This window comes from Sinorhizobium americanum, from assembly GCF_001651855.1.
Lineage (GTDB): Bacteria > Pseudomonadota > Alphaproteobacteria > Rhizobiales > Rhizobiaceae > Sinorhizobium > Sinorhizobium americanum.
In genome coordinates, this window is record NZ_LNQC01000077.1 from 178,631 (window position 1) to 190,704 (window position 12,074).

Below are 12,074 nucleotides of genomic sequence, written 5' to 3' on the forward strand. Positions count from 1 at the left end.
CCGAGTCCTAAGCCGCAAAGACCCGCTCACCACCGATCCAGGTCGACTTCATGCCGAGCTCCGGCGTCAGCAGCACGAAGTCGGCGTCGGTACCGGGCAGGAGACGGCCCTTGTGCGAGGCGATGCCCATGACGTCGGCGGGGTAGGCAGACGCCATGCGGATCGCTTCCTCCATCGGCAGGCCGAGCTTTTCGTGCACGAAGCGGACGGAGGAGAGCATGTCGATATCGGCGCCGGCAAGGGTGCCGTCGGCAAGCGTCAGGCGCCCGTCCTTGCGCAGGATCTCGCGGCCGTTCAGGAAGAAGCTCGTCATGTCGGTGCCGATCGGCGACATGGCGTCGGTTACCAGGAAGATCTGTGCTGGTCCCCGTTTGCCGCGCAGCGCAATGCCCATCGATGCCGGGTCGACGTGGAAGCCGTCGGCGATTATCCCGGCGTGCAGCGTGCCGGTCGCAAGCGCGGCGCCGACGACGCCGGGCTCACGGTGGCCGAGGCCGCTCATGGCGTTGAAGAGATGCGTGACGGTTCGGGCGCCCGCCTTCGCATAGGCGCAGGCCGTCTCGAAGCCGACATCCGTATGGCCGAGGCTGACGACGATGCCAGCGTCGGCAAGGGCGCGAACCTGCTCCTTCGTGGTGTTCTCCGGAGCGACGGTGACCATCAATGAGCCGAGCGCGTTGACGCAGGCAAGCATCTCCGTCAGATCGGCGTCCTCCATCGGGCGTATCAGCGCCGGATCGTGCGCGCCCTTGCGGGCGACCGAAAGATGCGGGCCTTCCAGGTGCAGGCCGAGGAAGCCGGGCACAGCCGCGGCCCTGGCCGCGACGCCGGCCTCGATTGACTTAGTGCGGATCTCGCGCGTGTCGGTGATCAGCGTCGGCAGCAGCGCCGTCGTGCCGAATTTCGCATGCGCGGCGCAAATCTGCCTGATGCCGTCGAGGGTCGGCTCTTCGTTGAGCAGCGCGCCGCCTCCGCCGTTCACCTGCAGGTCGATGAAGCCCGGCACCAGCAGCAGGCCGCGCGCGTCGATCGTCTCGGCATCGCCGGAAGCGCCGCTCGCGACGATGCCCTTGACATGCCCCGCCTCGATGAGGAGCGCGCATCCGTCGTGCCAATCGATACCGTCGAAAATCCGCGCTCCGGTGATCTTCCTTTTGCCAGTCATCGTGTCTCCGTTACCTTCTTCAGGCTCGCCGGTGCATCCGGGTTCAAGCCGCGCGAGCGCGACCAGGCTTCGACGAAGCCGTAGAATGGCAGGATCAGCGCCAGTGCGTCGGTGAGCGGGTGGCCGGTCGCGACGAAGGGCAGGCGCTTTGCCTTTTGGGCCCTGGCAGAGGTGACATGCACCACCGCTCCCTTGGCACTCATGCCGTCGGCAATCTCGGCGACCGAGCCCTCGGCGGCGTCACGGGCGGCGAGCACCAGAACCGGGAAGCGGGCGCCGACGAGCGCCACCGGTCCGTGCAGCACCTCCGCCGCGGAATAGGCCTCGGCGTGCATGCCTGACGTCTCCTTGAACTTCAGCGCCGCTTCGCTGGCGATCGCCAGCGCCGGGCCGCGGCCGAGCACATAGAGCGATTCGGCCTCGCCGAGATCGGCGGCGAAATTCTGCCAATCGAGCTTCACCGCCTTGGCGAACTGGTTCGGCAGGTCGGCGACGGCGCGCTTCAGGCTCGTATCACCGGTCCATTCGCCGAGGACGGCGAGGCCGGCGACAATTGAGTTAACATAGGATTTGGTCGCCGCTACGGCGAGTTCAGGACCGGCGAGAATATCGAGCGGGTGGCTGCAGGCATCGGCGATCGGCGAAGGCAGCGTGTTCGTCAGGGCGATCGAGACGGCGCCGGCCCGCGTTGCGGCCTCGGCCATCGCCACGATGTCCGGACTCTTGCCGGACTGCGAGATGGCGATCGCCGCCGCACCGCCGAGCTTCAGTTCAGCACCGTAGATCGAGGCCAGCGAGGGTCCGAGCGACGCGACGGGACGCCCGGCCGTGAGCTCGATCGCATATTTCAAGAACAGGGCCGCGTGATCGGAGGAGCCTCGGGCGATCGTCACCAGAAAGGCCGGATCCTTGGCGCGAAGCGCGGTGCCGGCAGCGGCGACGGCGGCGGCCGAGCGGTCGAGCAATCGTGCGGCGGCCTCAGGAATCTCGTCGATTTCTCGCCGCATATTGGTCTGCATCGTCAGGTCCTTTCCTGAATAGGTTCGGAGCGGTAAGCGAGCCGCCTACACTGCGCCTGATACGTCGGCTCAGCTTTCCGGGATCGTCAGCTCCGCGACAAAGTCATAGGTGTCGCCCCGATAGAGCGAGCGGGTGAATTCGACGACGCGCCCCGAAGCGAGATAGGAGACGCGCTCGATCGACAGACCGGCCGCCCCGACGGCGACTCCGAGCATCGTCGCATCGGGGTTCTTGATGTTGCAGGCCGAAATCCGCTGCACCGCCCGCACCGGTCGGGCATGCGATTTTTCAAGCGCGGAATAGAGCGACGAGGTCACGGCGAGCGGATCGGGGACGAACTCGGCCGAAACGCAGGCGCGCTCGATGGCAAGCGGCATGTCGTCGGCAAGGCGCAGCCGCCCGAGGCGCGCGACCAGCGCATCGGCGGGAAGGCCGAGCGTCATCATCTCGTCGGGCGACGGGTGGAAAAGCCCCCGCTCCAGCCATTCGGCGCGGGTGTTGAGACCGCGCCGGGCCATGTCCTCGGTAAAGGAGGTGAGCCGCGACAGCGACTGCTCGACGCGCGAGACCGGCCGGACGACGAAGGTGCCGGAGCCGTGGCGACGCACGAGCAGCCCGTCGCGCACCAGGTCGTCGACGGCCTTGCGGACGGTCACGCGGCTGACATTGGCGTAGTCCGCGAGGTCCCGCTCGGCGGGCAGCGCATCGCCATGATTGAGCTTGCCCGACAGGATCGCCTCTTCCAGCGATTGCCGGAGCTTGAGGTAAAGCGGGCCGGCACCGCCCGATTGGAGGCTTTCGAGCGGCAGGATGGCGGCAAGCTGCTGGTTCATAGAACCGCCTCCGGGCCAGTTCCAAAGCGGGCGGCGGCAAGGGCAACAGCTCCGGTCAGCGCGTCGGCTTCCGCCTCGACGAAGAGCGGCTGATGCCGTTCGGCCAGCCAGGGTCGGTAAAGCGGCGCCAATCCGCCGAGCAGGCAGATCGTCCGGCTGCCCCTGGAGACGACCACGTCAAGCGCCTCGTCCACGGTCGCGGCGGCCGCCTTCAACAGGCGCGTCGCCACGGGATCGCCGCGCCCGGCATGGTCGAAGACGCGGGGCGCGTAGCGACCGAATTCGCCTGGCTTCGCCAGCCGCGCAAAATCGACGACGTCGCGCGGATCGTCGTTGAATTCGGAGAGGACGGAATCGGTCACCGGCGAGGCTTCGTGAATCCGGTCATAGGCAAGCAGGCTCTCCTGCAGCAGCGCGTGGCCGATGCGGGCGCCGCTGCCGTGATCGCCAATCGCAAAACCCCAGCCGCCGATATAGCTGACCGCTTCACCCTGGCGAGCGATATAGATCGTACCGGTTCCGAGAATGGCGACGGCCCCGTCCCTGTCGCCAAGCGCACCCTGAAGCGCGATCAAGCCATCCGATTCGATATCGGCCGCGGCGAAGGGCAAGCGCCGCTTCACATAATGGACGGCATCGCCGACATTGTGCCCCGCGACGCCGACAATCGCACGCGCCGAGGCCATGCCGGCCGGATCGAGACTCGCATCCTCGAAAGCCGCGCGGGCGGCATCGGCAATGTTCTGCAGCGCCGTTTCAGGATCGCTCAGAATATTGGCGGCACCGGATTTGCCGCGGCCGAGGATATGGCCGTCCGGACCGGCGACAGCCGCCCGACAGCTCGTTCCGCCGCCATCAATTCCGATCAGATAGGATGTCATTGGCACCTCCGCCGACTAACATACCAAAAAAATACCATTAACCAAGTGCGATTCCGCCAAGCCAATGTCATTTGCATCATCTGATTGATTTTTATTTGATAATTTTGAAGCGACGCGTTTTATTTCGGCAGACGTTAAATTTCTCCTAGACAATTGGTATTTTTTTGGCATTAATTTGAGAAAGAGGAGAACGACGCGATGCCGGCAGTGAAGACCGAAGAGCGCCACGATAAAGCCAAGGGCCTGGACCTGATGGATCCGGCGCTTGCGCTTCGCGTGCTCGCCGCTGGTCAGCAGGCGGCGGCAAAGGCCGTCGATGCGGCGATCGAACCGATCGCATGCGCGGCGGCGCTAGCAGCGAGCATTCTTTCCGCGGGTGGCCGGCTTGCCTATGCGGGCGCCGGCAGCTCCGGCCTGATGGCGATGGCGGACGCACTCGAGCTGCCGGGCACCTATGGCATTTCACAGCAGCAGATCATTATTCTTCTGGCCGGCGGCGCCGCAAGCCTCGGCGATCTTGCCGGTGGCTACGAGGACGACACGGAGCTTGCCCGCACCGACGTCCGCGAGGCGGGGATTGCAGTCGGTGACTGCCTCATCTCGGTTTCCGCCAGCGGCTGGACACCCTATGCGCTCGCCGCTGCGGAAGAAGCCAGGAAGCGCGGTGCCAAGGTCATTGCGATGGCCAACAACCCCGACGCGCCGCTGTTCGAGCGCGCCGATGTCTCTATCCTGCTCAGGACACCGCCGGAGGTCATTTCCGGCTCGACGCGCATGGGCGCCGGCACGGCGCAGAAGATCGCCTTCAACATGTTTTCGACGCTGGTCGGCATCCATCTCGGCCACGTGCTCGACGGCCACATGGTCAATCTCAGGGCCGACAATATCAAGCTCAACGCCCGCGCCATCCGGATCGTCTCCGATATCACCGGCGTTTCTGCCGGTGAAGCCGAAAGACTGATCGGCGCCGCCTCCGGATCGGTCAAGCTGGCGATCCTGCTCGCTTTTGGCGCTGAGGACCTGCCGGCGGCCGAAGCAGCGCTTGCCAATGCCGATCAGAATTTGCGCCGGGCGATCGCCATCGTCACGGCCTGAACGATAAACTGGGATCCAAACCGCGCCGTAGCGGCGCCTATAAGAGGGAGAACCTGAATGACCCGTACGACAATCAAAGGCTTGCTGCTCGCATCGAGCATTCTCGGCTCGGCCGGGCTTGTGCAAGCCCAGGACAAGACGCTGACGATCGAGAGCTGGCGCAACGACGATCTGACGATCTGGCAGGAAAAACTGATCCCCGCCTTCGAGGCCAAGAACCCGGGCATCAAGGTGGTCTTCTCGCCCTCGGCCCCGACCGAATACAACGCGGCGCTCAACGCCAAGCTCGATGCTGGATCGGCCGGCGACCTCATCACCTGCCGGCCGTTCGACCCCTCGCTGGAGCTCTACAACAAGAAGCACCTCGCCGACCTGACGGGCCTAGCCGGCATGGAGAATTTCTCCGACGTCGCCAAGTCCGCCTGGACCACCGATGACGGCAAGGTGACCTTCTGCGTGCCGATGGCCTCGGTCATCCACGGCTTCATCTACAACAAGGATGCCTTCGACCAGCTCAAGCTGTCCGTGCCGACGACCGAAGAAGAATTTTTTGCCGTGCTCGATAAGATCAAGGCCGACGGCAACTACATCCCGATGGCAATGGGCACCAAGGATCTCTGGGAGGCCGCGACCATGGGCTACCAGAATATCGGCCCGAACTACTGGAAGGGCGAGGAAGGCCGTCTCGCGCTGATCAAGGGCGAACAGAAGCTGACCGACGATGCCTGGGTCGAGCCGTATCGCGTGCTCGCCAAGTGGAAGGACTATCTCGGCGACGGCTTCGAGGCACAGACCTATCCGGACAGCCAGAACCTCTTCACGCTCGGCCGCGCCGCGATCTATCCGGCCGGCTCGTGGGAAATCTCCGGCTTCAACACGCAGGCGCAGTTCAAGATGGGCGCCTTCCCGCCGCCGGTGAAGAAGGCCGGCGACACCTGCTACATCTCCGACCATACCGACATCGGCATCGGCCTCAACCCCAAGAGCCCGAACGCGGAAGCCGCCAAGACGTTCCTGACCTGGGTCGCCTCGCCGGAATTCGCGGATATCTATGCCAACGCGCTGCCCGGCTTCTTCAGCCTGAACTCGACCGCCGTGAAGATGACCGACCCGCTCGCCCAGGAATTCGTCTCCTGGCGTGAGAAGTGCAAGTCGACGATCCGTTCGACCTACCAGATCCTGTCGCGCGGCACGCCGAACCTCGAAAACGAGACCTGGGTGGAATCGGCCAACGTCATCAACGGCACCAGCACGCCGGAAGACGCCGCCAAGAAGCTGCAGGAAGGCCTCGACAGCTGGTACAAGCCGGCCAAGTAAGACCGAAAAGGAGCGCGCGGCCCGGCCGGCCGCGCGCTTTCCTATGCCCCGCGCGAACGCGGGCAAACGACGCCGCAGTTTTGTTGAGACCGGCGCCAGGCCGGGACATGACCGACCGCCGGCTTTGCCGGAGATCACGAGAGCTTGTGATGAAGCACGTGGCGGCATGGAACGCGGCATTTCGAAATGGGGCTGTGCTCCTAGAGCCAGCCATTGGGAACGGGCCAGAGGCCGATGAAACCACGCGAAACCACATTGGAAGTCGGCGAGCTCAAGCGCCCGCGGCGCTGGCACATCCTCGTCTTTCTGCTGCCGGCGCTCATCGTCTACACGGCGGTGATGATCTTGCCGCTGATCGAGACGCTGCGGCAATCCTTCTACAATACCGTCGACGGCCAATATGCATTCGTCGGCCTCGGCAATTTCAAGGTGCTGTTCGGCGACCCGCGCTGGGCCGCGGATTTCTGGAATGCGCTCCGCAACAACTTCGTCTTCTTCCTCATCCACATGGCGGTGCAGAACCCGATCGGCATTGCGCTCGCCGCCATGCTGTCGATCCCGAAGCTGCGCTTCAGCGCCTTCTACCGCACGGCGATCTTCCTGCCGACGCTCTTGTCCTTCGTGATCGTCGGCTTCATCTGGAAGCTGATCCTCTCGCCGATCTGGGGTGTGGCGCCCTACCTCATGGATCTCGTCTGGCTGAAGTGGCTGTTCGCGCCGTGGCTCGGCCGGCCCGATTCCGCGCTGATCGCGGTCTCGCTGATCTCTGTCTGGCAATATGTCGGCATCCCGATGATGCTGATCTATGCGGCTCTCCTCAACATCCCCGATGAGGTGATCGAGGCGGCGGAGCTCGACGGCGTCACCGGCTGGAGCCAGTTCTGGAAGATCAAGCTGCCCTTGGTCCTGCCAGCGATCGGCATCGTCTCGATCCTGACTTTCGTCGGCAACTTCAACGCCTTCGACCTGATCTACACGGTTCAGGGCGCGCTTGCAGGCCCGGACGGCTCGACGGACATCCTCGGCACGCTGCTCTACCGCACCTTCTTCGGCTTCCAGCTCCAGCTCGGCGACCGTTCGATGGGCGCGACGATCGCGGCGATCATGTTCCTGATCATCTTGGCCGGCGTGTCGCTCTACCTCTTCGTCATCCAGCGCCGCATGCGCCGCTATCAGTTCTGAGGAGGACATGAGCATGTCGAAAGCACGAACCTCCTTCGCCCGCACCGGCGCCGTCCATGTCGCGCTGATCGCCTATACGCTGGTGGCGCTATTCCCGGTGTTCCTGACGATCGCCAACTCTTTCAAGAGCCGCAATGCGATCTTCCGCGAGCCGTTGGCGATCCCGACTCCCGAGACGTTCAGCCTGATCGGCTACGAGACGGTGCTGAAGCAGGGCGATTTCATCGGCTATTTCCAGAACAGCGTCGTCGTCACCGTCGTTTCGATCGCGCTGGTGCTGCTGTTCGGTGCCATGGCCGCCTTCGCGCTCTCCGAATACCGCTTCCGCGGCAATACGCTGATGGGGCTCTATCTGGCGCTCGGCATCATGATCCCGATCCGCCTCGGCACGGTGGCGATCCTGCAGGGCATGGTGGCGACCAACCTCGTCAACACGCTGACGGCGCTGATCCTCGTCTATACGGCGCAGGGCCTGCCGCTCGCGGTCTTCATCCTGTCGGAATTCATGCGAACCGTCTCGGACGACCTGAAAAATGCCGGACGCATCGACGGGCTCTCCGAATATGCGATCTTCTTCCGCTTGGTGCTGCCGCTTATAAGGCCAGCAATGGCGACGGTCGCGGTCTTCACCATGATCCCGATCTGGAACGACCTGTGGTTCCCCTTGATCCTGGCGCCGGCGGAGACGACCAAGACCGTGACACTCGGCTCGCAGATCTTCATCGGCCAGTTCGTCACCAATTGGAACGCGGTCCTGTCGGCGCTGTCGCTGGCGATCTTCCCGGTGCTCGTCCTCTACGTCATCTTTTCGCGGCAGCTGATCCGCGGCATCACGGCAGGAGCGGTGAAATGAGTTCTTCCGCAAATCCGATCCACGTCCTCGTGGCCGGGCTCGGCAATATGGGGCGCAGCCATGCGCTCGCCTATCACCAGAACCCCGGCTTCGAGATCGCCGGCCTCGTCAACCGCTCGAAGGTCGAACTGCCGAAGGCGCTCGCTGGCTACGAGGTCCTGCCCTCCTTCCGGGAAGCTCTCCTCGAGCTCCGGCCGGAGCTCTGCTCGATCAACACCTATTCGGACAGCCACGCGGCCTATGCGGTCACCGCGATGGAGGCCGGTTGCCACGTCTTCGTGGAGAAGCCGCTGGCGACCACGGTCGCCGATGCCGAGCGGGTCGTCGCCTGCGCCCGGGCCAATGGCCGCAAACTCATCGTCGGCTATATCCTGCGCCACCATCCCTCCTGGATGCGGCTGATCGCTGAGGCGCGCAAGCTCGGGCCTCCCTATGTCTTCCGCATGAACCTGAACCAGCAGTCGAGCGGAGATACCTGGGCGACGCACAAGTCGCTGATGCAGACGACCGCGCCGATTGTCGACTGCGGCGTCCATTATGTCGACGTCATGTGCCAGATCACCGACGCGAAACCGGTCGAGGTGCGCGGCATGGGCCTGAGGCTCTCCGACGAGATCGCCGCCGACATGTACAACTACGGCCACCTGCAGGTGATCTTCAAGGACGGCTCGGTCGGCTGGTACGAGGCCGCCTGGGGGCCGATGATCTCCGAGACCGCCTTCTTCGTGAAGGACGTGATCTCGCCGAACGGGTCGGTGTCGATCGTCATGGACCAGGCTGCCAAGTCCGATGACATCGACGTGCATACCAAGACCGCCGTCATCCGCCTGCACAGCGCGGCGACCGGTCCGGACGGCCGTTTCCTGATACCCGACGAGGACCTTCAGATGGAAGGTGAACCGGGCCACCAGGACCTTTGCGACCGCGAACAGGCCTTCGTGCTCAAGGCCATTCGCGAAGACATCAATCTCGACCGGCACATGGACGATGCGGTGCAGTCGCTGAAGATCTGCCTGGCGGCGGACGAAAGCGTTCGTACCGGCCGGCCGGTCAAGCTCTAACCCAAGAGGGGCGACACGTGGGATCACTGCAACTCCAATCCATCCGCAAGTCCTATGGCGGCCATGAGGTGCTGAAGGGCATCGACCTCGAGGTGAAGGACGGCGAATTCGTCATCTTCGTCGGACCCTCGGGCTGCGGAAAATCGACCCTGCTCCGGACCATTGCCGGCCTCGAGGACGCGACGTCCGGCAGCGTGCAGATCGACGGGGTCGAAGTCGGGCACGTCGCACCGGCGAAACGCGGCATCGCCATGGTCTTCCAGTCCTATGCGCTTTACCCGCACCTGACGGTGAAGGACAATATAAGCCTGGGCTTAAAGCAGGCCGGCGTGCCGAAGCCCGAGATCGACGACAAGGTCCGTAAGGCGGCCGGCATGCTGTCGCTCGACCCCTATCTCGCCCGCCGCCCGGCCGAGCTTTCCGGCGGCCAACGGCAACGCGTGGCGATCGGCCGCGCCATCGTGCGCGAGCCGAAACTGTTCCTCTTCGACGAGCCGCTGTCGAACCTCGATGCGGCGCTGCGCGTCAATACCCGCCTCGAAATCGCCCGGCTGCATCGCAGCCTCAAGGCGACGATGATCTATGTCACCCACGACCAGGTCGAGGCGATGACGCTCGCCGACAAGATCGTCGTCCTGAACGGAGGCCGTATCGAACAGGTCGGCTCGCCGATGGAACTCTACAACCGTCCCGCCAATCTCTTCGTCGCCGGCTTCATCGGCTCGCCGCAGATGAACTTCATCGACGGCGAAAAGTTCGGCGACAGTGCCAAGACGGTCGGTATCCGCCCCGAACATATCGGCCTGTCGCGCGACGGTGGCAAGTGGAAGGCGAAGGTCATCCATGTCGAACATCTCGGCGCCGACACCATCGTCTATCTGGAGTCCGATGATGTCGGGCCGCTGACGGTGCGGCTGTTCGGCGAGCACCGCTATGCGGCCGACGACGTCGTCCACGCCACCCCGGTGATCGGCGGCCTGCATCGCTTCGACGCCGATGGCCGGGTGATCAATTCCGGGCAGTAATTCAGGATAAAATGTCCCTCACCCTAGCCTCCCCGCTTGCGGGGAGAGGGGATACCTACCGCCCGCGGGGCTGGCGCCTACGACCATATGAGCCGCCGACAGAAGCGGCAAAGTCCTTCTCCCCGCGTGCGGGGAGAAGGTCGCAGCAGCGGGATGAGGGGCGAGACTGCTCCTATATACTGTCGTCCAGCAGCGATCACACCTGCGTGAACAGCCGAAGGCCGCACCACCGAACTCCCCGCGCCTGTTGGATTTTTGCATTCATCGTGCGGCGGCAATACCCTGTTGCGCCCCGGCAAAAATTAACATACATTCATGTTTGTATATTAGCTTTCCGGTATCTTCCCCGATTCCGGCTCCGCTTCATCTCCCTGACGGACCGTGCGGCAGGCGCCGCGAGACGGTCCTTTGCGTATTGGACATTGCGATGCATATGACCCGACCGATATTGGCCGCCTCGCTGGCAACCGTGCTCCTTCTCGCCGGCTGCCAGAAAAGCGAAGAGCAGGCCGCGGCCCCGGCTTTCCCTCCGGCGGCGGTCGCCGTTTTCACAACCGCGGCGGAGCCTTTGCCGATCACCAACGAGCTGCCCGGCCGGATCACGCCGACGCGGATCGCCGAGGTTCGGCCGCGCGTTTCCGGCATCGTCGTCGAACGGGTGTTCGAGCAGGGCACGATGGTCGAGGAAGGCGACGTGCTCTACCGGATCGATCCGGCGCCGTTCCAGGTCAAGGTCGACAGCGCCGAGGCGACGCTGAAGCGGGCAATCGCGGTGCGCGACCAGGCCAAGCAGACCGCCGACCGGCAGTCGCGGTTGAAGGAGGCACAGGTCGCGGCCGTTCAGCAATATGACGACGCGATCGCAACGCTCGCCCAGGCCGAGGCCGATATCGGCATTGCCGAGGCGGGCCTCGCCGAGGCGAAGCTCAACCTCCAATACGCCAATGTGACTGCGCCGATCAGCGGCCGCATCGGCCGGGCGCTGATCACCGAGGGTGCGCTGGTCAGCGCGAGCGACACGCAGAACCTCGCAACCATCCAGCAGCTCGATCCCGTCTATGCCGACTTCACCCAGTCGGCGACCGACCTCATCCGGCTGCGTAAGGCGCTTCAGGACGGCCAGCTGATCAGCGGCAAGAACGAAGCGGAAGTGCAGTTGATCCTCGACGACGGCACGCCCTATGGCTTGAAGGGCCGGCTGCTGTTCTCCGAGGCGGCGGTCGACGCGACCACCGGTCAGGTGACGCTGCGCGGCGAGTTTCCCAATCCCAATAACGATCTGCTGCCGGGCATGTATGTGCGCGTGCAGATCCAGCAGGGGCTGGAAAAGGACGCGATCACCGTTCCGCAGCAGGCGGTGCAGCGCAACAATGCGGGCCAGTCGCAGGTCTATGTCGTTACCGCCGACAAGAAGGTCGAGTTCCGCAACGTCACGCTGGGACGGACCGTCGGCGAGCGCTGGCAGGTGACCGCCGGCCTCAAGGCCGGTGAAAAGGTGATCGTCGAAGGCTTCCAGAAGATCGGCCCCGGCGCTCCCGTCGAACCCACCGATTGGACCCAGGGCGCCAAGCCCGGTAACGAACAGCAGAGCGCGGCGGCCGCCGGCGACAAGTCCGCCACCGCAGTGAAGTGAGACCACATC

At 64.4% G+C, this 12,074-nt stretch carries 11 protein-coding genes; 7 read left to right on the forward strand and 4 right to left on the reverse strand.

All coding sequences use genetic code 11. The features are described 5' to 3' along the window. Positions 1-7: 7 nt before the first annotated feature. From nagA to ATC00_RS26660, 4 genes are all read right to left on the reverse strand, one after another. Positions 8-1,165: an N-acetylglucosamine-6-phosphate deacetylase gene (nagA, locus tag ATC00_RS26645; RefSeq protein ID WP_064255059.1), complete on the reverse strand. Its 1,158-nt coding sequence runs from the start codon at positions 1,163-1,165 to the stop codon at positions 8-10. Beyond that, the gene (locus ATC00_RS26650) at positions 1,162-2,184 is read right to left on the reverse strand and encodes an SIS domain-containing protein (protein WP_037390674.1); all 1,023 of its coding nucleotides are present in this window, start codon (positions 2,182-2,184) and stop codon (positions 1,162-1,164) included. Before ATC00_RS26650 ends, nagA begins: the two co-directional genes overlap by 4 nt. Positions 2,185-2,253: 69 nt before the next feature. Continuing rightward, positions 2,254-3,018: a GntR family transcriptional regulator gene (locus tag ATC00_RS26655; RefSeq protein ID WP_064255060.1), complete on the reverse strand. Its 765-nt coding sequence runs from the start codon at positions 3,016-3,018 to the stop codon at positions 2,254-2,256. Continuing rightward, positions 3,015-3,899 carry a glucosamine kinase nucleotide-binding domain-containing protein gene (locus ATC00_RS26660; protein WP_064255061.1) on the reverse strand — a complete coding sequence of 295 codons (885 nt, stop codon included), beginning with the start codon at positions 3,897-3,899 and terminating at the stop codon, positions 3,015-3,017. The genes ATC00_RS26655 and ATC00_RS26660 overlap by 4 nt, the downstream gene beginning before the upstream one ends. 198 nt (positions 3,900-4,097) lie before the next feature. Here ATC00_RS26660 and ATC00_RS26665 point away from each other — a divergent pair, with 198 nt between their 5' ends. From ATC00_RS26665 to ATC00_RS26695, 7 genes are all read left to right on the forward strand, one after another. Then, positions 4,098-4,994, forward strand: a complete 897-nt coding sequence (locus tag ATC00_RS26665; protein WP_064255062.1) for an N-acetylmuramic acid 6-phosphate etherase — start codon at positions 4,098-4,100, stop codon at positions 4,992-4,994. 57 nt (positions 4,995-5,051) lie between these two features. Then, positions 5,052-6,311, forward strand: a complete 1,260-nt coding sequence (locus ATC00_RS26670) for an ABC transporter substrate-binding protein (protein WP_064255063.1) — start codon at positions 5,052-5,054, stop codon at positions 6,309-6,311. Positions 6,312-6,545: 234 nt separating this feature from the next. Further along, positions 6,546-7,493: a carbohydrate ABC transporter permease gene (locus tag ATC00_RS26675; RefSeq protein WP_064255064.1), complete on the forward strand. Its 948-nt coding sequence runs from the start codon at positions 6,546-6,548 to the stop codon at positions 7,491-7,493. Positions 7,494-7,506: 13 nt separating this feature from the next. After that, a complete protein-coding gene (locus tag ATC00_RS26680) occupies positions 7,507-8,346 on the forward strand; it encodes a carbohydrate ABC transporter permease (protein WP_064255118.1) in 840 nt (279 codons plus the stop codon). Continuing rightward, a complete protein-coding gene (locus ATC00_RS26685; RefSeq protein WP_064255065.1) occupies positions 8,343-9,407 on the forward strand; it encodes a Gfo/Idh/MocA family protein in 1,065 nt (354 codons plus the stop codon). The genes ATC00_RS26680 and ATC00_RS26685 overlap by 4 nt, the downstream gene beginning before the upstream one ends. A gap of 17 nt (positions 9,408-9,424) precedes the next feature. After that, positions 9,425-10,432 (forward strand): ABC transporter ATP-binding protein, encoded by a 1,008-nt coding sequence (locus ATC00_RS26690; RefSeq protein ID WP_064255066.1) that lies wholly within the window; start codon positions 9,425-9,427, stop codon positions 10,430-10,432. A 427-nt stretch (positions 10,433-10,859) separates the two neighbouring features. Next, complete coding sequence (locus ATC00_RS26695) at positions 10,860-12,065, forward strand: efflux RND transporter periplasmic adaptor subunit (protein WP_064255119.1); 1,206 nt, start codon at positions 10,860-10,862, stop codon at positions 12,063-12,065. Positions 12,066-12,074: the final 9 nt, after the last annotated feature.

Coding starts and splice junctions, on each gene's coding strand:
- ATC00_RS26685 (WP_064255065.1), top strand. CDS start 8,343: ATGAGTTCTTCCGCAAATCCGATCCACGTCCTCGTGGCCGGGCTCGGC.
- ATC00_RS26665 (WP_064255062.1), top strand. CDS start 4,098: ATGCCGGCAGTGAAGACCGAAGAGCGCCACGATAAAGCCAAGGGCCTG.
- ATC00_RS26680 (WP_064255118.1), top strand. CDS start 7,507: ATGTCGAAAGCACGAACCTCCTTCGCCCGCACCGGCGCCGTCCATGTC.
- ATC00_RS26675 (WP_064255064.1), top strand. CDS start 6,546: ATGAAACCACGCGAAACCACATTGGAAGTCGGCGAGCTCAAGCGCCCG.
- nagA (WP_064255059.1), bottom strand. CDS start 1,165: ATGACTGGCAAAAGGAAGATCACCGGAGCGCGGATTTTCGACGGTATC.
- ATC00_RS26670 (WP_064255063.1), top strand. CDS start 5,052: ATGACCCGTACGACAATCAAAGGCTTGCTGCTCGCATCGAGCATTCTC.
- ATC00_RS26695 (WP_064255119.1), top strand. CDS start 10,860: ATGCATATGACCCGACCGATATTGGCCGCCTCGCTGGCAACCGTGCTC.
- ATC00_RS26660 (WP_064255061.1), bottom strand. CDS start 3,899: ATGACATCCTATCTGATCGGAATTGATGGCGGCGGAACGAGCTGTCGG.
- ATC00_RS26650 (WP_037390674.1), bottom strand. CDS start 2,184: ATGCAGACCAATATGCGGCGAGAAATCGACGAGATTCCTGAGGCCGCC.
- ATC00_RS26655 (WP_064255060.1), bottom strand. CDS start 3,018: ATGAACCAGCAGCTTGCCGCCATCCTGCCGCTCGAAAGCCTCCAATCG.